Genomic DNA, 20983 nt, shown 5'->3' with positions numbered 1-20983 from the left:
AACGGGTGAGTCTGTCGGATCGCCCGGGTTGCCGGGACGTATTCAGTGTCTCAATGCGGACGGATTGCCACCGCTTCGAGGGGTTCAGCCTGCCAGCCGCCACCCAGCGCCTTGAACGCGCTGACCGCCGCGCGCGCCGACTCCGTTTGCGCTTGCGCTCTTGCATCGGCCACGCGCAGCAGGCTCTCGTCCGCTTGCAGCACTTCGATCAGGCTGATGACGCCTCGCTGATAGGCCGCGAACGATGCCCCTCGCGCGCGACCGAGCGATGCCTCGCCCTGCGCGAGCAAGGCGGCTTGTTCTTCACGCTTGACCAGGGCGGAGAAGGCGTTCTCCACGTCTTCGGTCGCACGCAGTGCAGCGAGCCGGTAGGCTGCGAGCAACTCCGCGTCCTGCCCCTTGGCGAGTGCAATCTGCGCGTCGATGCGCCCGAAGTCGAACAGCCGCCAGCGCAGGCCGAGCAGGGCCGCAGCCTGGCTGGCGCCGCCGGTGAACAGATTGCCGCTGGCCACGGACGTGGCGCTGCCGATCGTTCCCCCCAGTGAGAGTTTCGGGTAGTACTCGGCCATGGCCACGCCAATGCGCGCGTTCGATGCCGCAAGGCGCCGCTCGGCAGCGATCAGGTCGGGCCGCCGCCGCAGCAAATCGCCGGGTGATCCGGTGGCGCCGATGCGCGGTGCGACAGGAATGACACCCCCCGCCGCCAATTCGGAGCGGTGCGCGCCCGGCGTCGCGCCCAGCATCACGTCGAGCGCGTTCATGGCCGCGGCCTCGCCCGCCTCCAACACTGGCACAGATGCACGGACCTGCGCCAGGGCACCTTCGGCTTGCCTCAGTTGGAGTTCGGCGGCCAGCCCCTTGCCGTAGAGGAGGTTGATCTTCGACAGCAGGTCCTGCTGCGTGGCGACTTGCCGCCGTGCCACGTCGAGGCGGGCCTGTAGACCGCGCAGCGTGATGTAGATGTCTGCGGTCTGCGCGGCCACGGCCAGGCGCGTGGCGGTCGCGCCGGCCTCCGATGCCTGGTAGTCGGCCAGCGCTGCCTCGCGTCCCCGGCGCAGGCCGCCGAAGATGTCCAGCTCCCAGCTTGCGCCGAGACTCGCTTCGTAGGCGTTGCCGTAGCGATCGAACCCTGGCTGCGAGTTCAGGACCTGGCCCAGTGGCGTCTCCACCGACTGGTAGGCCCTGGCAGCTTGTCCGCCGAGATTGCCCGAGGGCAGCAGCGCCGCATTCGCCGCACCGAGCCCGGCCCGGGCCTGCGTCACGCGGGCGGATGCCTGCGCAAGGTCAAGATTCTGTTTCAGCGCGAGTTCGACATAGCGGGCCAGTCGTGCATCTCCGAAGCCGGTCCACCAGGCCACCAGCTCGGCGGTGGCGGTGGCGGTGGCGGATCGCTGGTCGAGGGCTGTCGCGCCGATGAATCGGTCCGGCAGGCTCGGGGCAGGTCGGACATAGTCAGGCCCGACAGCGCAGCCTGCGAGGAGGCTGAACAGCAGGGGCAGGGCAAGAGTACGTTGGGACATGGGTTGCTCCGGGACGGCGGACAGGAAAAGGTGTGTGACTATAATTCAATATGGTCACTTGTTGTCGTTTGTTTGTCCGGGCGGTAAGCTCTGGTCATGAGCAATGCAACTTCTTCTCCGCCTGTAGCGCGGGGGCCGGCCGATCACGACGTGCGCGCGCAGATCGTCGTCGCGGCCACCGAGCACTTCAGCCAGTACGGGTACGAGAAGACCACGGTTTCCGACCTCGCCAAGGCCATCGGCTTCTCCAAGGCGTACATCTACAAGTTCTTCGAGTCCAAGCAGGCGATTGGCGAAATGATCTGCGCGAACTGCCTGCGCGAGATCCAGGAGGGCATCCGCGTGGCGGTCGACGGGGTCGAAAGCCCGCCCGAGAAGCTGCGCCGTATGTTCAAGGCCATTGTCGATTCGGGCCTGCGCCTGTTCTTCCAGGACCGCAAGCTCTACGAGATCGCCATCTCGGCGGCCAGCGAGCGCTGGCCTTCGGCCATTGCCCATGAAGAGTGCATCCGGCAGATGCTCATCGAGCTGCTGAAGCAGGGCCGCGAGTCGGGCGACTTCGAGCGCAAGACGCCGATCGACGAGGCGGCGGCGGCCATTTATCTGGTCATGCACCCCTATATCAACCCCGTGATCCTGCAGCTCAGCGCTCATTACACGGACCAGGCGCCGGCCCAGCTGTCGGGTCTGGTGCTGCGCAGTCTGTCTCCTTGAAGATATAAATCGACTGTGACCATTGACTAAAATGGTCACTGTTATCAGAATCGGGGCCCTGATCGATTCGTCTATGGGCCCCTCATGCACTCGCGCCGCTTCCTTACATCTGCACTTGTCTGCGCCTTGCCGTTCGCGCTGGCCGCCTGCGACGACAAGGCGCCGCCCGATCCGCGCACCCAGGCGCCGTTGGTGCGCGCAGCCACCGTCCAGACGGCCGCGTCGGCATCGCGCTCGTTCACCGGCACCGTGGCCGCGCGGGTTCAAACCGACCTGGGTTTCCGCGTCTCCGGAAAGGTGCTGGAGCGCTTCGTGGACGCGGGCCAGACGGTCAAGCGCGGGCAGTTGCTCATGCGCATCGACCCGGTCGACCTGAGGTTGGCGGCGCGTGCCCAGCAGGAGGCTGTCAGCGCTGCACGGGCGCGTGCAAAGCAGGCGAGCGACGAAGAAGCGCGTTACCGCGATCTGCGCGGCACCGGCGCCATTTCCGCCTCGGCGTACGACCAGGTCAAGGCGGCGGCGGATGCGGCCCAGGCCCAGCTCGGTGCGGCCGAAGCGCAGGCCGAGGTTGCGCGCAATTCCAGTCGTTATTCGGAACTCGTTGCCGACGCGGACGGCACGGTGCTCGAGACGCTGGCCGAGCCTGGCCAGGTCGTCAACGCCGGGCAGCCGGTGGTCCGCTTGGCGCAGGCCGGGCGCAGGGAGGCCGTGGTCCAGTTGCCGGAAACGCTACGTCCGGTCATCGGCTCCGTCGGCCAGGCCACGCTGTTCGGCAGGGAAGGTGTTGCGGTGGCCGTCAAGCTCAGGCAACTCTCCGATGCAGCCGACAAGCTCACGCGCACCTTCGAGGCGCGCTATGTGCTTGATGGCGAGATGGTCAACGCGCCACTCGGGGCCACGGTGACGGTTCACGTCGGGGATGGCAAGGTCGTCGCGAAGAACGGTGTGCAGGTGCCCATCGGCGCCCTGTTCGACGCCGGCAAGGCGCCGGGGGTCTGGGTCATCACCGGTGATCCGGCGAAGGTGCACTGGCAGCCGGTGACGGTGGAGTCGCTGGAAGACGACCGCGCCCAGATCACGGGCGAGCTCAAGCAGGGCGATCGCGTGATCGCACTCGGCGCGCACCTGCTGCGCGAGGGTGAAGAGGTGCGCGTTGCCGGCGCGGCCGCGGCGCCTGCGGGTGGCGGAGCCCGTCCATGAGCGAAGGCCGTTTCAATCTGTCGGCGCTCGCAGTCCGTGAGCGCGCGATCACCCTGTTCCTGATCCTGCTGATCTCGCTGGCCGGCCTCGTCGCTTTCTTCAAGCTGGGGCGCGCGGAAGACCCGGCCTTCACGATCAAGGTGATGACCATCATCACGGCCTGGCCCGGCGCCACGGCGCAGGAAATGCAGGACCAGGTCGCCGAGAAGGTCGAGAAACGCCTGCAGGAACTGCGCTACTACGATCGCGCCGAAACCTACACGCGGCCCGGTCTCGCGTTCACCACGCTGACCTTGCAGGACAGCACGCCACCCTCCAAGGTGCAAGAAGAGTTCTATCAAGCACGAAAGAAGGTCGGCGACGAAGCGGGCAATCTTCCGGCGGGCGTGATTGGCCCGATGATCAACGACGAGTACGCCGACGTCACCTTCGCCCTCTTCGCACTCAAGGCCAAGGGAGAGCCGCAGCGCGTGCTGGTGCGCGATGCGGAAACGCTGCGCCAGCGGCTGCTGCACGTGCCGGGCGTGAAGAAGGTGAACATCGCCGGCGAGCAGCCCGAACGGATCTACGTCGAGTTCGCGCACGACCGGCTGGCCACACTGGGCATCGGCCCGCAGGATGTGTTCGCCGCGCTCAATGCCCAGAATGCGCTGAGCCCGGCCGGGTCGGTAGAAACCAAAGGTCCGCAGGTCTTCATTCGCCTGGACGGTGCCTTCGACACCTTGCAGAAGATCCGGGACACGCCGGTGGTCGCGCAAGGGCGCACCCTGAAGCTGTCGGACGTCGCCACGGTCAAGCGCGGCTATGAAGACCCAAGCACCTTCATGATCCGCAGCGGCGGCGAACCGGCCCTGCTGATCGGCGTCGTGATGAAAGAGGGTTGGAACGGGCTCGACCTGGGCAAGTCGCTGGACGCGGAAGCCCGCGCCATCAATGCCGAACTGCCGTTGGGCCTGAGCCTGTCGAAGGTCACGGACCAGTCGGTCAACATCGCCGCATCGGTCGACGAATTCATGATGAAGTTCTTCGCGGCCTTGCTGGTCGTGATGCTGGTGAGCTTCCTGAGCATGGGCTGGCGCGCGGGCCTGGTTGTCGCTGCAGCCGTGCCGCTCACGCTGGCCGTGGTCTTCGTGGTAATGGCCGCCACCGGCAAGAACTTCGACCGTATCACGCTCGGTTCGCTGATCCTGGCGTTGGGCCTGCTGGTGGACGACGCCATCATCGCCATCGAGATGATGGTGGTGAAGATCGAAGAAGGCTACAGCCACATCGCTGCATCGGCCTATGCGTGGAGCCACACGGCGGCGCCGATGCTCTCGGGCACGCTGGTCACCGCCGTCGGCTTCATGCCCAACGGCTTTGCGCCGTCGACAGCGGGCGAGTACACGAGCAACATGTTCTGGATCGTCGGCATCGCGCTGATCGCCTCCTGGGTCGTCGCGGTGGTGTTCACCCCGTACCTGGGCGTGAAGCTGCTGCCGAACTTCAAGAAAATCGAAGGCGGCCACGCCGCGATCTACGACACGCCGCGCTACAACCGCCTGCGTCGCGTGCTCGAGCGCGTGATCGCACGCAAGTGGCTGGTCGCAGGCGCCGTTATCGCGCTGTTCGTGCTGTCCATCCTCGGCATGGGTGTCGTGAAGAAGCAGTTCTTCCCGATCTCTGACCGTCCCGAGGTCCTGGTCGAGGTGCAGATGCCCTATGGCACGGCTATCACGCAGACCAGCGACGCGACGGCGAAAGTCGAGGCCTGGCTGTCTAAGCAAGCCGAGGCACAGATTGTCACCTCCTATATCGGCCAGGGCGCACCGCGCTTCTTCTTCGCCATGGGCCCGGAACTCCCGGACCCGTCCTTCGCCAAGATCGTCATCCGCACAGCCAGCCAGGAAGAGCGTGACGCCCTGAAGCTGCGGCTGCGCGAGGCCATCGCGCAGGGCTTGGCGCCCGAGGCGCGGCTGCGGGTGACCCAACTGGTGTTCGGCCCGTACTCGCCGTTCCCGGTGGCCTACCGTGTCACGGGGCCGGATGCAAACGAATTGCGGAAGATCGCGGCCGACGTGCGTCAGGTCATGGATGCGAGCCCGATGATGCGCACCGTCAGCACCGACTGGGGCACCCGCACGCCCGCGCTGCACTTCACCTTGAATCAGGACCGTCTGCAGGCCGTGGGCCTAAGCTCCAATGCCGTGGCGCAACAACTGCAGTTCCTCTTGAGCGGCGTGCCAGTGACGACCGTGCGCGAAGACATCCGCACCGTGCAGGTCGTCGCCCGTTCGGCGGGCGACACGCGTCTCGACCCGGCCCGCATCGCGGACTTCACGCTCGCCGGTGCCGGCGGTCAACGCATTCCGCTGTCGCAGGTCGGCCAGGTCGAGATGCGCATGGAAGAGCCGGTCATGCGGCGACGCGACCGCGTGCCCACCATCACGGTGCAGGGCGACATCGCCGACGGAACGCAGCCGCCGGACGTGTCGAACGCGATCACCAAGCAGCTGCAGCCGATCATCGAAAAGCTGCCCGCGGGCTACCGCATCGTCCAGGCCGGCTCCATCGAGGAATCGGAGAAGGCGACCGCGGCGATGCTGCCGCTGTTCCCGATCATGCTGGCGGTCACGCTTCTGATCATCATTCTCCAGGTGCGCTCGATGTCGGCGATGGTCATGGTGTTCCTTACCAGCCCGTTGGGACTGATCGGTGTGGTGCCAACTCTGCTCATCTTCCAGCAGGCATTTGGCATCAATGCGCTGGTTGGGCTCATCGCGCTGTCGGGGATTCTGATGCGCAACACGCTGATTCTGCTGGGGCAGATCCACCACAACGAGCAGGAGGGGCTGGACCCTTTCCACGCGGTGGTCGAGGCGACGGTGCAGCGAGCGCGGCCCGTGATCCTGACGGCGTTGGCGGCGATCCTCGCGTTCATTCCGCTGACGCATTCGGTGTTCTGGGGCGCATTGGCGTACACGCTGATCGGCGGCACTTTCGCGGGGACGATCCTGACACTGGTGTTCCTGCCGGCGATGTATTCGATCTGGTTCAGGATCAGGCCAGGCAACGCGACCCAGCCCGCGCACTGATGCGCTTCATCATCATTCATCAAGATCGAAGGAACCAGTCATGTCGAGTTCATCAGTCGTCGTAGTGACTGGCGCGTCCTCGGGCATCGGACGTGCCGCCGCGGAAATGTTCGTGGCGCGAGGCTGCCGGGTTTTCGGCACCGTTCGCGAGTTGCGCAAAGCACCCGCGCTGCCTGGTGTGGAGTTCATCGAAATGGACGTCCGCGACGAAGGCTCTGTCCAGAGGGGCATCGAATCCGTCATCGACCGGGCCATGCGCATCGACGTGCTGGTCAACAACGCGGGAATGATGATCATCGGCGCGGTCGAGGAAACCGCGACAGCCGAGGCTGCAGTGCTGTTCGATACCAACGTTTTCGGCATGCTCCGCACGACGCGCGCGGTGCTCCCGTACATGCGTGAAAAACGCCGCGGGCGAATCGTCAACGTGAGTTCCGTGCTCGGTGTGCTTCCGGCTCCGTACATGGGACTCTATGCGGCCACCAAGCACGCAGTGGAAGGGCTGTCGGAGTCGCTGGACCATGAAGTGCGCCAGTTCGGCATTCGTGCCACGCTGGTGCAGCCGGCCTTCACCCGGACCAACCTCGATGCCAATGCGCCTCGTGTCAAGGCGCGGATCGCGGGCTATGACCGCGAACGCGAGCTGGTGACGCTCTCCGTGGCCGAGAGCGTGAGCAGTGCGCCCGAGCCGCACGGCGTGGCGAGCACCATCGTCGAGGCGGCGCTGGGCCCGTGGCGAATGCGTTGCACGCCGCCGGGGGAGGCGTCTCTGTTGACGAAATTGCGCCGCTTCATGCCGGCGGGACCGGTGGATGCGAGCCTGAGGAAAAAACTCGGGCTCGTCTGAGCACCTGTCCGAGATGCTTGTACCGAGCGTCGCCCTGACCAACAAGAAGGAGAACATTTGTGGACAGCCTGGATCTCCTGCGCACATTCAGCGAGGTCGCCACTTCGGGGAGCTTCTCCCGCACGGCCAAGCATCTTTCGCTGTCCAAGGGCACCGTCAGCAAATACATCGCGGCACTCGAGAGCCGGTTCGGTGTCAGATTGCTGAACCGGACCAGCCATGCCGTCAGCCTGACGGACGCTGGCGCCTTGCTGCTCGAAAGAAGCAGGCCCATGCTCGAACTGGCCGACGTCACGCAAGCCGAGCTCCAGGACCGCGCGCGGATCCCCAGCGGGCGCGTGCGCATCTCGGCGCCTTACGGCATGGAACTGACCGAATTGCCGGCATTGATCAACGCCTTTCTTGGCCACTATCCGGAGGTCAGCATCAGTCTCGTGCTCACAAACCGCATGGTCGATCTTGCGGAGGAAGGCGTCGACATCGCGCTTCGCTTCGGCGCGTCAGCCAATGAGAACCTGATCGTTCGAAAACTGGTATCGATGGAGCTCACTGTCTGCGCGGCTCCCGTTTACTGGCGTAAGCATGGTGTGCCAGCTCATCCGGGCGAACTTGCGCATCACATCGCGCTGTTCAGCAGCCATCTGAATCCGCTGCCCAAGTGGCGCTTCGAAGTCGACGGTCAGCCACTCGAGGTCCCGGTCCGTGGACCGTTGGATGCGACGGAAGCCAGTCCGCTCATCCAGGCGGCGCTGCTTGGCGCAGGCGTCGTCTACTTGCCCTCGGTGATGCTCGCGCCTTACGTCGAGAGCGGGCGACTGGTGCCCGTGCTGTCGGAGTTCGTTCGCAGCGACATGTGGCTGTCCGCTGTGTACCTGGAGCGCCGGCACAGCACGGCGGTGCATCGGGCACTGCTGGATTTTCTAGTGAGCCGGTTGAAGCCTACAGGTTCGCGGATGAGGATCGACGCGCAGTGAGCTGGCAACGTGCGAAGGATGCGCGCCTCCCTGCGGGTTGTCACTGAAGCGAGCAGGATCGCGCAACCAGCTTGCTGCGGCGTGACCAGGCGCCCTGATGTCGTCCGCTGGGACGGCCACGTCGTAGTCCAAGTCCTTCGGGATCTCGAAGGTTTCGAACTCCGCGTTTCTGCGGGAGGCCTTTGATGTGGATTCCCACGCTCATTGGCCCCACTTTTCCATCGAACGCTGACCCGCTTCTGCGCACCGATGCGCAGAACCACAGGCGTGCGCGTTGGAATACAGGCGGTTCAAGCGTCAGCGAAAATGTGGGTCCACGCGTCGATGGCCGCACCGATGCCGCTAGATGCGCCGGTCACCAGTGCGCGCTTGCCGATGCGGGCGGTTGTGTATGAACTCAAGGTCGATCTCCTGGTCATGCAGAGCGGGTACAGAACGCCAAGGCCACCGGAGGCTTGCGCGTCGGCCGTGCGATGGCCTGAGTCGGCGGGGCAAGGGCCTGATCAAAGACGCTAGCGCAGGCAGGCGGCAGCTACACCACTTGCACCACGACCTTGCCCTTGGCGCGCCCACTGTCGACGTAGGCCAGTGCTTTGTGGGTGTCCTGAAATGGGAACACTTTGTCGACGACCGGGCGGATGGCGCCTGACTCGATGAGGGCGGTGATCTCTCGCAACTGCGCCCCATCGGCCCGCATGAAGACGAAGGTGTAGTGGCCTCCGTTCTTCTTTGCCTTGTTCCTGATGCTGAAACTCAACAGGCGCAGCACTTGCCTGAGCGGCCAGGCCAGTCCTCGCGCGATGGCGAACGCCGGGGTGGGCGGCCCCGAGATGGAGATGAGATGCCCGCCCGGCTTGAGAACCTGGAGGGATTTGTTCAGCTCGCCGTTGCCGAGGCTGTTCAACACCACGTCGTAGTCGCGGAGCACCGTGGCGAAATCCTGCTGCTTGTAATCGATGACGACGTCCGCGCCCAAGGCCTTCACCCAGGCGACGTTGGCCGTGCTGGTGGTCGTGGCCACGAATGCCCCGAGATGCTTGGCAAGCTGGATGGCAATGGTGCCGACGCCGCCGGAGCCGGCATGGATCAGGACCTTCTGCCCCTTTTTCAGCTTGGCGGTTTCGACCAGCACCTGCCAGGCGGTCAGGGCCACCAGAGGAACGGATGCGGCCTCGACCATGCTGAGATTCTTGGGCTTCAGCGCCAGCGACGATTCCTTGACGGCGATGAACTCGGCGAAGGTGCCGATGCGATCGTCGTCGGGGCGCGCATAGACCTCGTCGCCCGGTTTGAAGCTGCGAACGCGAGCGCCGACCCGCTCAACCGTACCGGCCAGGTCGTTGCCCAGGATCAGGGGGAAGTGGTAGGGAAGAATCAATTTGAATTCGCCGCTCTTGATCTTCGAGTCCAGGGCATTGATGCTCGCCGCGTGGATCTGGATCAGGACGTCATCGTCCCGCACCTCGGGCTCGGGCGTTTCGCCGATGCGGCCAACTTCATTCTTTCCGTAACGATCGATGATGAACGCTTTCATGGGCGACTTTTTTCCAGAGTGTTTGATTGAATGCGCTTCGGGCAGCCCCGCACTACAGGGGGCGGTCGGGAAAGTCGGCCTGAAGCCGGTTGCGAAAGATGCCGTCGTTCAGTCATTGAGAAAGGCCAGCGCCTTGGGCACGAATTCGCCGTGGTACTGGAAAATCCCGCCATGCCCAGCGTCTTTGTAGATGACCAGTTGCGAGCCTGGGATGCGACGCGCCATGTCATGGCTGTTCACAGTGGGCACCATGATGTCGTTGTCGCCATTCGCAATCAACACAGGGATGCGGATGCCGCCCAGATCCTGGGGCACCTGCCGGCCCCAGGCCTTGATGGCCTTCAGCTGTCGCAGGAAGGCAGGGGGCGTCGGCCCCTTGTCCCGATCCGCCTTGCGCTCCTTCAGTCGCTCCAGGAAGGCTTTCGCGGCTTGACGACCGTTGGCCGTGGAGGTGAAGAACAGAAAGGTCTTCGGATCCCGCAGCGTCAGCAGGCCTTTGACTATCAGCGGCCAGGAGACCGCTCCGACCCGTTCGATGCCTGTGCCGCCTGCCGGCCCTGTGCCGGTCAGGATGAGTCGGCGCACCAGGCCGGGGGCTTTCAGCACGATGTCCTGCGCCACGAATCCTCCGAGGGAGAAGCCAAGCAGATCAATCTTCTCGAAGCCCAGTGCGTGGACCAGCGCGATCGCATCCCGCGCCATCGCATCGATGGTCACAGGCGCTGTTCCGCCTGAAGCGCCGATCCCTCGGTAATCGATGGCGATGATGCGATGCCTGCGGGCAAGTCCATCGACGATCCGCGGGTCGAAATTGTCGAGGACCGCGCCCCAGTGGTTGAGCAGGACCAGAGGCACGCCATCGCGCGGCCCCAGGTCGCGGTACGCGAATGCAGTCCCGTCGACATCGATCGAGAGGTTGGGAGCGTCGATGAAGGGCATGCGCGATCCGGTCAGGCGTTCACATCCACGATGGTGCGCCCCTGGACCTTCCCTGCGAGTACCTGGCTGGCAACGTCAGGAACCTCTGCCAATCCGATCACCTTGGTGGTCCGTGCCAGCTTGTCCAGGTCCAGGTCGCTGGCCAGACGCGACCACGCCTGCAGCCGCGCAGGCTGCGGCGCATTGACCGAGTCGATACCGGCGAGGGTGATGTTGCGCAGGATGAAGGGCAGGACAGATGCCGGCAGGTCCGCGCCCTGTGCGAGCCCGAAGGCCGCGACCACGCCGCGATACCGGGTCTGCGCCAGGACGTTTGCCAAGGTATGGCTGCCGACCGAATCGATGGCCCCGGCCCATCGCTCCTTGGCGATCGGTGCGCCCGCTTCGGACAGGGTGTGACGGTCGATGATGTCCGCCGCGCCCAGCGCACGCAGGTAATCGGATTCCTCGAGACGCCCGGTCGACGCGATCACGCGATAGCCCAGGCTCGACAGCAGCGCGATCGCCACGGAGCCGGCGCCGCCATTGGCGCCCGTCACCAGGATGTCGCCGTGCTCGGGCGTCAGGCCACCATGCTCGAGCGCGAGCACCGACAGCATGGCGGTGTACCCGGCGGTGCCGATGGCCATGGCATCCCGGGTCGAAAACACCTCGGGAACCTTGACCAGCCAATCACCGCTCACCCGCGCCTTTTGCGCAAAGCCGCCGTGGTGCGTCTGGCTCAGTCCCCAGCCGTTGGCCAGCACACGGTCGCCGGCTGCGATGCCGGGATAAGTCGACGACTCGACGACACCGGCAAAGTCGATGCCCGGAATCAGCGGAAACTGGCGAATGACCGGTGACCGGCCACTGAGCGCCATCGCGTCCTTGTAGTTCACCGTCGAGTACTCGACCGCGACGGTGACGTCGCCCGGCATCAGGTCCTCTTCCTTGAAGTCGACCAGGCTGCTTGAAATGGTGTCGCCGGTCTTGCTGGCGAGCAGTGCCTTGAATGTCATGTGCTGTTCCTTCCGTTCTGGCGTTCTTGCCGTTTCAGGCGGCGGTTCGATAGCGCTCCGCCACGTGCGCCTGCCGAATGTCCGCGACCAGGGCCTGACGTGCCGTGTTCAGCACCTCCCAGCGCGCGGCATCGTGCAACGGCGGGATGGTCACGAGTTCACGGCGGTCGAATCCGGTCAGCGCGGCATCCACCAGCTCTTCTACTCCCATCAGGTCGGGCATCGCACGGGTATCGATGCCCGCGCGCTCCCAGATCTCGGTGCGGGTGCCGGCCGGCAACACCGCCTGCACGTAGACGCCCTTGGGCGCGAGCTCCAGGCTCAACCCCTGGGACAGGAACAGCACGAAGGCCTTGGTCGCGCCGTAGACCGACATGCCGAACTCGGGCGCCAGGCCGACCACCGAGCCGATGTTGACGATCGCGCCTTTGCCGGCCTGCACCAGGCGCGGGGCGATGGCGCTCGCCAGCCTCACGAGTGCGGTGGTGTTGAGGCTGACCAAGCGGGCGACATCGTCTGTCGACTGGTCGATGAACGGGCCGGACAGTGCGGCCCCGGCGTTGTTGATCAGGGTCTCGATCCTGGCGTCCTCGCGCAGTCGCGTCTCGACGGCGGCCAGGTCGCCGGGTTGGGTCAGATCGGCCGCAAGGATATCGACGGCAGCGCCGGTTTCCTCACGCAGGCGCGCCGCGAGCGTTTCCAGCCGCGCCTTGTCGCGCGCCACCAGCACGAGGTCGTGGCCGCGGCGTGCGAAGCGGTCGGCATAGATGGCGCCAATGCCGGTCGAGGCGCCCGTGATGAGAACAGTGGAATGAGAGGTCATGTGTTTTGCTCGTGATCGAAAGGGTGAGTCCATGCCGCGACATGCAGCGTGGAAAAACGACTACCGGACGCTGGAATCAGCGAGGGTCGGATAGTCGATGTAGCCTTTGGCGCCACCGCCATACAGCGTGGTGGGGTCCAGCGCGGCGAGGGGTGCGCCGATCTCCAGCCTTTCGACCAGATCGGGGTTGCTGATGAAGGGGCGGCCGAAGACGAACAGGTCGGCCTTGTCCTCGATCAGGCGGGCGTTGGCCAGTTCGAGGTCATACCCGTTGTTGGCCAGGTAGGTGTTCTTGAAGCGAGTGCGCAAGGCGTCGAAATCGAACGGTGCGGCATCGCGCGGCCCCCCGGTGGCGCCTTCGACCACATGCAGGTAGACGATGCCCATCGCATTGAGTTGCTCGGCGATGTAGTCGTACTGCGACTGCGGATCGCTGGACGAAATGGCGCCGGCCGACGACACCGGCGAGAGGCGCACACCGGTGCGCTCGGCACCGATTTCCTTCGCCACGGCGGCCGTGACTTCGAGCAACAGGCGCGCGCGGTTCTCGATGGAGCCGCCGTACGCGTCCGTCCGGGTGTTGGCACCGTCCTTGATGAACTGCTCCAGCAGGTAGCCGTTGGCACCGTGGACCTCGACGCCGTCGAACCCCGCAGTGATCGCATGGGCCGCAGCCTGGCGGAAATCCTCGACGATGCCTGGAATCTCATCCAGGGTCAGGGCACGTGGCTCGGAGACGTCATGAAAACCGTTGTTGACGAAGGTCTTGGTCGCGGCGCGGATGGGGGAGGGGGCCACCGGCGCGGTGCCACCAGGGCGCAGGTCGACGTGGGAGATGCGGCCCACGTGCCACAACTGCACGAAGATCCGCCCGCCCTTGGCATGAACGGCGTCGGTCACCTTGCGCCAGCCGTCGATCTGCTGCGGCGTGTACAGGCCCGGGGTGTCCTGGTAGCCCTGGGCATCGGCCGAGATCTGGGTGGCCTCGGTGATGATCAGGCCCGCCGAGGCGCGCTGACCGTAGTAGGTGGCGGCGTACTCGCTGGGCACCAGACCCGCGCCTGCCCGATTGCGCGTCAGCGGCGCCATCACGATGCGGTTGGACAGTTGGAGTGAGCCAAGTGTGTAGGGCTCGAAGAGCGTCTTGTCAGTCATGCTTGTTTGCTGTGTCGTCGTTGATCGGGCGGGGACGGGGATGCGCTACGGCATCACTCCTCGAGGAACTGGATCGCGTGTTGCAGGAAGCGCTCGGGATACTGGAACTGCGCGCCGTGTCCGGCGTCGGGATAGATCAACAGCTGCGCGTTGGGAATGTTCTGCGACAGATGCCAGGAGTTGATCGTGGGAATCATGATGTCGTCGACGCCGTTGAGCACCAGGGTCGGCTGCGTGACGGCGTTCAGGAAGGCATAGGGGTTCGCACCCGGTAACGGCTGCAGGTAGGCGGCGTGCGCCTCGGCTTGGGCTTGAGCGACGGCCATCGAGCTGGGCGGGTCCTGATCGACGCGCTGGTGGCGGCGCTCCCAGAAGGCCAGGCCTGCCTGCTTGGCAGCCTCCGAGCGGCCGAAGAACAGGTAGAGAAAGTCATCCGCGGTCGGTACGGGGTTCGGCGCGACCTCCAGCACCCTGGGCTCCATCTTCGGATCGCCGCCGCGCAGTCCGGTGCCGAGCAGGACGAGCTTGCGAACCAGTTGCGGGTGACGCAGCACGACCTCCTGCACCTGGAAGCCCCCGATTGAGAAACCAAGCAGATCGACCTGGGACAGACCCAGCGCCCGGATCACCAGGGCGATGTCGTCCGCCATGTCTTCGATCCGGTTGCGGGGCGTGCCGGTCGAGGAGGCAATGCCGCGACCGTTGTAAAGGATGACCTCGCGGCCTGCGGCCAGACCATCGGTCAACAGGGGATCCCAGTGGTCCAGGCCGCCGCGGAAATGTTGGACGAAGAACAGAGGGGGCTGTCCGCTGGAGGTGTTGCCCCAGCGGCGATAGGCGAATTTTTCGCCATCCACTTCGACGAAGCGGGTGGGTGCGGTCAGGTGGGTATCGCTCATTTTCGGAAGCCTTCCAAGGTAAGTTGGCCTAATGATGTCGATCATCATCTTTGATGTCAAGGATTTTGATGATGATCGACATCAATGTATATTCATGGCTTCACCGATGGCACATCTAGAGAGGTCCTGGACATGAAGGTCACCAAGGCGCAGGCACAGGCGAACCGGGCGCACATCGTCGAGACGGCCTCCACGCTGTTTCGCGAGCGTGGTTACGACGGGGTGGGGATTGCGGACTTGATGGCGTTCGCAGGCTTCACCCACGGCGGGTTCTACAAGCACTTCGAATCCAAGGCCGACCTGATGGCGCAAGCCGCGACCTGCGGTTTTGCGCAGACGGCCGCCAAGGCCGAAGGCGTCGATGCGATGGCATTTGTCCATCACTATCTGTCCCGTGAACACCGAGATGCACCGGGTGACGGTTGCACGATGGCCGCCCTGTGCGCAGATGCTGCGCGCCAACCGGAGTCGATCAAGACGGCGTTTGCGACCGGCATTGAAAACCTGCTGATGACCCTGGGAAACCAGTTCGACGCGCCAGAGGAGGACGATCAGGGCGGCGACGCACGCGCCAGGCGGATCGACCTCATTGCGCAGGCAGTCGGTGCCATCGTGCTGTCGCGGGCGTGTCCTGACGACTCGCCACTGGCCGATGAAATTCTGGATGTCTGCCGCAGCGCCGTCCTGTCGAGGCTTTCCTCGATGACGCCTGGCGCTTCCGGTTCCCAGAGCACCTAGTCGCACAACTTCCGCGACAGCCCACGACAGAGGTCGGCGGCATCTCATTGCTGCGGACGCTGCGGGTCCCCTGAGGCCGCATCCTGCACAGCGCGAAACGCGCTTATAAAGAGCTCGCCCCACCACTGATTCTTGAGCGAGTGCGTATGAAGTCTGCAGGCTTGAAGGGAACCGTGTCCATTGAACTGGTGCACGAGGCGATCCACGCCGCGGCGCTGAGAAACATGGACATCAGCAGCGTCCTCGAAAGCGCCAAGATCGACCGCGAGCTGTTGAACGCGCCGCGCGCGCGCATCTCGGCGGCGGCGTACTCGCAGATGTGGGTGGCGCTGGCCGACCTGATGGACGACGAGTTCTTCGGCCTGGACAGCCACGGGCTTCGCCGCGGCAGCTATGCGCTCATGACGCGCGCCGCCGTCAACGCCGACAACCTCGCGCACGCATTGCGCCGCATCCTGAGGTTCCTCCACGCCACGCTGGACGATTTCCGCGGCGAGCTGGTCTGCGACGGCGACGAGGCGCGCGTCGTGCTGCATGACGGCGGCGTGCTGCGCCGGCTGTTCGGCTACGGCACCTGGTTCATCTTGGTCCATGGCCTGGCCTGCTGGCTCGTGCACCGGCGCATTCCCCTGCGCGAGATGCAGTTCCGATGCCCGCCGCCCGGCGACGACAGCCACTACCGAACGCGCTTTTGCGAGAGCGTGAAATTCAATGGCGAGACCACGCACATCAGTTTCGCAAGCGATCTGCTGGACCTGAAGATTGCGGAGTCGCCCGCCACGGTCGACAACTTCCTGAGGGAAGCGCCGGCCAACCTGCTGGTCAAGTACCGTAACGACGCCAGCACCAGCGCCCAGGTGCGCAACAGGTTGCGAAGCCAGATGCCCGAGGCGTGGCCCGAACTCGAAAAGCTCGCACAGGAACTCTGCGTTTCCGGCACCACGCTGCAACGCCGCTTGCAGCAGGAGGGCGTGAGCTACCAGCGCGTGAAGGACGACCTGCGGCGGGACATCGCCATCGACCTCTTGTCGAGCGCGTCGCTGACGGTGGCCGAAGTCGCTGCCCGCACCGGCTTCCAGGAAACCAGCGCCTTCCATCGCGCCTTCAAGAAATGGACAGGCGTCAGCCCGGGCGCCTATCGCTCGTCCGCACCCGCGCCGCAATAAGCCGAAGCTCCGGCGTCCGGCAGGGATGCCGACATGTCCGAACGCCCCATCCAGATCGAGACGCGCGGGCATGGAAGCGTGCCGCCTGCAGAACTAACCTCCCGTCGACATCGCATCTCGCGACAGATCAAACGACAGGAGACGAAAACATGCAGCAGGCCGGCAAGCAGGTCGATATTCACGCGTTGGCGGGGCACTCCCGGTTCAACGGCTTTCACGGGCTCGTGCTCTGGTGGTGCGTGTTGATCCTGGTCATCGACGGCTATGACCTGGCGGTCGTGGGCGCCGCGCTGCCATCGATCATGAAAGACATGGGCGTCGATGCCACGAGCGCCGGCGTCATGGCCGGGTCGGCGTTGTTCGGAACCATGCTGGGCGCGATCTTCCTGGGCACCCTGGCAGACCGCATCGGCCGCCCTCGCATGATCGCGGTGTGCGTGGCGCTCTTCAGTGTCTTCACGGCGCTGACTGGGCTGGCCACCGAACCCATCGGCTTCAGCGTCGCCCGCTTCATCGCGGGCCTCGGCATCGGCGGGGTGTTGCCCATCGTGACCGCGCAGATGGGCGAGTTCGCACCGGCGAAGCTGCGTACGCGCCTGGTGACGATGGTTTTCGCGGGCTACTCCGTGGGCGGCATTCTGGTCGCGCTCACCGCCAAGCAGCTCATCGAGAGCCATGGATGGCAATGGGTGTTCTATGTGGCCGGCTTGCCCGTGCTGCTGATTCCGCTCATCCTGAAAACGATGCCCGAATCGCTGTCGTTTCTTCTCAAGAAGGGTGACCAGCGGCAGCTCGGGGAGATCGCGGCCAAGCTCGCGCCGGAGCAGCCGAACGCAGCCGGCACCGTGTATGTCGGCGCGTCCACCGACCGCCTGCACGACGCGCCGGTGCGCACCCTGTTCGACGCCGGACGCGCGTTCAGCACCGTGATGATCTGGGTGGCTTTCATGACGGGGCTGTTCATGGTCTACGCGCTGAACTCCTGGCTGACCAAGCTCATGGCCATGGCGGGATACAGCTTGGGCTCGGCCCTGAACTTCGTGATCGTCTTCAACGTCGGCGCGATCGTGGGCGCGATCGGCGGCGGTCTGCTGAGCGACAAGTTCAACATCAAGCATGTGCTGGTGGCGTTCTACGTGGTCGGGGCTGCGTCGCTGGCCGCGCTCGCGTACACGAAATCGACCGAGCTGCTGTTTGTTGCCGTGTTCGTGGTGGGTGCGTCCACGCTCGGAACGCAACTGCTGGCCTATGCCTACGCTGGCGATTTCTATCCACCGGCCGTGCGTTCGACCGGCGTCGGCTTCGCCTCGGGTGTCGGCCGCATCGGCGCCATTGCTGCGCCGATTCTGATCGGCTGGCTCGTGTCGCTGAGCCTGCCCATCGAGCAGAACTTCATGGCGATCGCGCTGGCCGGCGTCATCGGCGCGGCAGCGGTCTCGTTCGTGAACCAGTCGCGCGCCGCGTCGACTCAGGCCAAGGCCGCGCGCGCAGCCACCGGCGAAGCGAGCCGTGTGGACGGGGCGATTCGCCCGGCTTCGAAATAGCAAGGAAACCTCAATGAACCGAATGATGGCGCCGCCGCTGGAGGCACACGCGCTGCAAGGAGCGGTCGACTGGGCCATTGCCACTCGGCGCAGCGTCAGGGCGTTCTTGCCCCGGCCGGTGCCCCGGGAAGAGGTCGAGGCGATCCTCTCGACGGCGCGCTACAGCGCCTCCGGAATGAACATGCAGCCCTGGCATGTGCATGTGCTGACGGGGCCTGCCAAGGCCCGTCTGTCGGCGGCGATTGCCGTGCTCGACGACGATCCCGGCCGGTCGGGCGAGCTGCTTGAGCCCTACGACTACTACCCGCGGGAATGGTTTTCGCCGTACCTGGAGCGGCGCCGCAAGGTCGGCTGGGACCTCTACGGATTGCTCGGCATCGCCAAGGGCGACAAGCAGCGCATGCACCTGCAGCACGGTCGCAACTACCGCTTCTTCGATGCGCCCGTGGGCCTGTTCTTCACGGTGGACCGTGAACTCCAGGAAGGCAGCCTGCTGGACTACGGCATGTTCCTGCAGAGCGTGATGGTGGCCGCACGCGGCCGCAACCTTCACACCTGCCCACAGGCCGCGTTCCTGAAATTCCATCGCCAGATCGCGGACCTGCTGAACATTCCCGTCGGCCAGATGCTGGTTTGCGGCATGAGCCTGGGCTACGCCGACACCTCGTCGGTCGAGAACTCACTCGTCACCGAGCGCGAGCCAGTCTCCGCGTTTACGACCTTCCACGACACCTCCAAGGAGACCACCGCATGAGCGCGCCATCCTATGCACGGGGCCTCGAACGCTGCGCGGCAAATCATGTGCCGCTCACGCCGCTGGGCTTTCTCGACCGCGCGGCGCTCGCGCATCCGAACCGCGTGGCGGTGGTGCACGGCGAGCTGACGCGAACCTGGGCGCAGACGCGCGAGCGCTGCCATCGCCTGGCGTCCGCGCTGGCGATGCGAGGCATCGAACCGGGCGACACCGTCTCGGTGCTCGCGCCCAACACGCCGGCCATGCTGGAGGCCCACTTCGGCATTCCGCTGGCCGGCGCGGTGCTCAACGCAATCAACCATCGCCTGGATGCCGAAGGCATCGCGTTCATCCTGCGCCACGGCGAGTGCAAATTGCTGATGGTCGATCGCGAGTTCGCCGCCACGGTGGCCGCAGCGCTGAAGCTGCTCGACCGTGCGCCTGCGGTCATCGACATCAACGACCACCTCGCACCACCCGGCGAACCCATCGGCGAGACCGACTACGAATCGCTGCTGGCGAACGGAGACCCGGACTTTGCCGGTCGCTGGCCCAGCGACGAGTGGCAACCCATCGCCCTGAACTACACCTCCGGCACGACCGGAGACCCCAAGGGCGTGGTCGCCAGCCATCGCGGCACCTACCTCATGAGCCTGCTGCAGATCACGAACTGGGCGATGCCACGGGCGCCGAAGTACCTGTGGACCTTGCCCATGTTCCACGCGAACGGATGGTGCTTCACCTGGGCCGTGACTGCGGCGGCGGGCACCCATGTCTGCCTGCGCCGGGTGTCTGCCGACGCCGTGCTGGAGGCCATCGAGCGCCATCAGATCGATCACCTCTGCGCAGCGCCGGTCGTGATGGCGATGCTCGCGGACGCGGCGAAAGATACCCGGCTGCCGCGCCCCGTGCGCGTGCTGACGGCCGGCTCACCGCCGCCGCTCGCCGTGCTGAACGCGGTGCTGGCGATGGGCTTCGACGTGGAGCACGTCTTCGGAATCACGGAGGTTTCCGGCACGCCGGTGAGTTGCGTGTGGCAGGACGGCTGGGACGACCTAGCGCCCGCCGAGCAGGGGGCGCTGCGCGTGCGCCAGGGCGTGCGCGCCGCCATGTTCGAAGGCCTCATGGTCGGCGATGCCGACACCCTCGAACCCGTCGTGCCCGACGGCAAATCGGCGGGCGAGCTCATGCTGCGCGGCAACACCGTGATGATGGGCTACTTCAAGAACGAGGCGGCAACGCGCAAGGCGCTCGCCGACGGCTGGTTCCGCACCGGTGACGTCGCGGTCCTGCATGCCAACGGGTATGCGCAGATCACCGACCGGTCGAAGGACGTGATCATCTCGGGCGGCGAGAACATCTCGTCGGTCGAAATCGAAGACGTCGTCCATGGACACCCGGCGGTGCTGCATGCCGCCGTGGTGGCGCAGCCCGACCCCAAGTGGGGCGAGGTGCCGTGCGTGTTCATCGAGCTGAAGGCCGGTGTCGCCGCGCCCACCGAGCAAGAGATCATTGCGTTCTGCCGCGAGCGGCTGGCGCACTTCAAGTGTCCGCGCCGCGTGATCTTCATCCCCTTGCCGAAGACGGCCACGGGAAAGATCCAGAAGTTCCGCTTGCGCCAGCAGGCCGGAAGCCAGGACGCCATCACCCGGCTCGCTAGCCATGGTTGAGTGCGAAGCGGCCGCGGCCCTGGGGCCTGTCGGGCCCGGCTATCGCTTCTCGCGACCCCACACCTTCGACGAAGCGCAAGTGCGTGCCTTCGCGCTGGCCGCGGGAGACGAGAACCCGCTGCACCACGATGCCGCGTTTGCACAGGGCACGCGCTTCGGCGGCTTGATCGCCAGTGCGACCCACACCACCTCGCTGCTGATGGGGCTGACCGCCAGTCACTTCGCTACGAGGGGGGAGGTGCTGGGCATGAACTTCTCGGTCGACCTGCTGCGTCCCGTACGGGCGAGCGAGACGGTACTCATCGAGTGGCGCGTGACGTCGATGGCCGCGCATTCGAAGGGCGGCTGCGTTCTCGAATTGCAAGGTGCGATCAAGAGCGCAGACGACAGGACCAGCGTGCTCGCGCAGGGCACGGTGCTTTTCACGCCCGCCGCATGAGTGCTTTCCGCGCCAG

At 65.4% G+C, this 20983-nt stretch carries 18 protein-coding genes; 11 read left to right on the top strand and 7 right to left on the bottom strand.

Annotated elements, in window-relative coordinates:
• Positions 1-50: 50 nt before the first annotated feature.
• Positions 51-1520, bottom strand: a complete 1470-nt coding sequence (locus tag VHAB30_RS12985; RefSeq protein WP_159277287.1) for an efflux transporter outer membrane subunit — start codon at positions 1518-1520, stop codon at positions 51-53.
• A 96-nt stretch (positions 1521-1616) separates the two neighbouring features.
• On the opposite strand from VHAB30_RS12985, the gene VHAB30_RS12980 reads away from it, so the two are divergent.
• The 5 genes from VHAB30_RS12980 (at position 1617) to VHAB30_RS12960 (ending at position 8329) form a co-directional block, all read left to right on the top strand.
• Positions 1617-2234, top strand: coding sequence for a TetR/AcrR family transcriptional regulator (locus VHAB30_RS12980; RefSeq protein ID WP_139701802.1), 618 nt, complete (start codon positions 1617-1619; stop codon positions 2232-2234).
• An 84-nt stretch (positions 2235-2318) separates the two neighbouring features.
• Positions 2319-3434, top strand: a complete 1116-nt coding sequence (locus tag VHAB30_RS12975; protein WP_159277286.1) for an efflux RND transporter periplasmic adaptor subunit — start codon at positions 2319-2321, stop codon at positions 3432-3434.
• Positions 3431-6508 (top strand): efflux RND transporter permease subunit, encoded by a 3078-nt coding sequence (locus tag VHAB30_RS12970; RefSeq protein ID WP_159277285.1) that lies wholly within the window; start codon positions 3431-3433, stop codon positions 6506-6508. Before VHAB30_RS12975 ends, VHAB30_RS12970 begins: the two co-directional genes overlap by 4 nt.
• A 40-nt stretch (positions 6509-6548) precedes the next feature.
• Positions 6549-7355 carry an oxidoreductase gene (locus VHAB30_RS12965; RefSeq protein ID WP_159277284.1) on the top strand — a complete coding sequence of 269 codons (807 nt, stop codon included), beginning with the start codon at positions 6549-6551 and terminating at the stop codon, positions 7353-7355.
• Positions 7356-7414: 59 nt separating this feature from the next.
• A complete protein-coding gene (locus VHAB30_RS12960; protein WP_070059261.1) occupies positions 7415-8329 on the top strand; it encodes a LysR family transcriptional regulator in 915 nt (304 codons plus the stop codon).
• Positions 8330-8861: 532 nt separating this feature from the next.
• On the opposite strand, the gene VHAB30_RS12955 is transcribed toward VHAB30_RS12960, so the two are convergent.
• The 6 genes from VHAB30_RS12955 to VHAB30_RS12930 all read right to left on the bottom strand — a co-directional run bounded on the left by VHAB30_RS12955 (position 8862) and on the right by VHAB30_RS12930 (position 14677).
• Entirely contained in the window at positions 8862-9863 is a 1002-nt protein-coding gene (locus VHAB30_RS12955) for an NADP-dependent oxidoreductase (RefSeq protein ID WP_070059260.1), read from the bottom strand.
• Between the two features lie 108 nt (positions 9864-9971).
• Positions 9972-10802 (bottom strand): alpha/beta fold hydrolase, encoded by an 831-nt coding sequence (locus VHAB30_RS12950; RefSeq protein WP_159277283.1) that lies wholly within the window; start codon positions 10800-10802, stop codon positions 9972-9974.
• A gap of 11 nt (positions 10803-10813) precedes the next feature.
• Complete coding sequence (gene acuI / locus VHAB30_RS12945; protein WP_159277282.1) at positions 10814-11800, bottom strand: acrylyl-CoA reductase (NADPH); 987 nt, start codon at positions 11798-11800, stop codon at positions 10814-10816.
• A gap of 34 nt (positions 11801-11834) precedes the next feature.
• Positions 11835-12623: an SDR family NAD(P)-dependent oxidoreductase gene (locus VHAB30_RS12940; RefSeq protein ID WP_070059257.1), complete on the bottom strand. Its 789-nt coding sequence runs from the start codon at positions 12621-12623 to the stop codon at positions 11835-11837.
• A 60-nt stretch (positions 12624-12683) separates the two neighbouring features.
• Positions 12684-13778 carry an alkene reductase gene (locus VHAB30_RS12935; protein WP_139701796.1) on the bottom strand — a complete coding sequence of 365 codons (1095 nt, stop codon included), beginning with the start codon at positions 13776-13778 and terminating at the stop codon, positions 12684-12686.
• 53 nt (positions 13779-13831) lie between these two features.
• Complete coding sequence (locus VHAB30_RS12930) at positions 13832-14677, bottom strand: alpha/beta fold hydrolase (RefSeq protein WP_159277281.1); 846 nt, start codon at positions 14675-14677, stop codon at positions 13832-13834.
• Positions 14678-14809: 132 nt separating this feature from the next.
• Here VHAB30_RS12930 and VHAB30_RS12925 point away from each other — a divergent pair, with 132 nt between their 5' ends.
• From VHAB30_RS12925 to VHAB30_RS12900, 6 genes are all read left to right on the top strand, one after another.
• Positions 14810-15415 carry a TetR/AcrR family transcriptional regulator gene (locus tag VHAB30_RS12925; RefSeq protein WP_159277280.1) on the top strand — a complete coding sequence of 202 codons (606 nt, stop codon included), beginning with the start codon at positions 14810-14812 and terminating at the stop codon, positions 15413-15415.
• A 146-nt stretch (positions 15416-15561) separates the two neighbouring features.
• A complete protein-coding gene (locus tag VHAB30_RS12920) occupies positions 15562-16581 on the top strand; it encodes an AraC family transcriptional regulator (protein WP_159270786.1) in 1020 nt (339 codons plus the stop codon).
• A 149-nt stretch (positions 16582-16730) separates the two neighbouring features.
• Positions 16731-18125, top strand: coding sequence for an MFS transporter (locus VHAB30_RS12915; protein WP_159277279.1), 1395 nt, complete (start codon positions 16731-16733; stop codon positions 18123-18125).
• A 13-nt stretch (positions 18126-18138) separates the two neighbouring features.
• Positions 18139-18879, top strand: a complete 741-nt coding sequence (locus tag VHAB30_RS12910; protein ID WP_159277278.1) for a nitroreductase — start codon at positions 18139-18141, stop codon at positions 18877-18879.
• A complete protein-coding gene (locus VHAB30_RS12905; RefSeq protein ID WP_159277277.1) occupies positions 18876-20528 on the top strand; it encodes an AMP-binding protein in 1653 nt (550 codons plus the stop codon). The genes VHAB30_RS12910 and VHAB30_RS12905 overlap by 4 nt, the downstream gene beginning before the upstream one ends.
• Entirely contained in the window at positions 20521-20967 is a 447-nt protein-coding gene (locus VHAB30_RS12900; RefSeq protein ID WP_159277276.1) for a MaoC family dehydratase, read from the top strand. Before VHAB30_RS12905 ends, VHAB30_RS12900 begins: the two co-directional genes overlap by 8 nt.
• Positions 20968-20983 lie beyond the last annotated feature (16 nt).

The sequence above is a fragment of the Variovorax boronicumulans genome, assembly GCF_009811375.1.
Taxonomy (GTDB): Bacteria; Pseudomonadota; Gammaproteobacteria; order Burkholderiales; family Burkholderiaceae_C; genus Variovorax; species Variovorax boronicumulans.
Note: the sequence above shows the minus strand (reverse complement) of the source record. Positions and strands in the feature narration are given on the sequence as shown.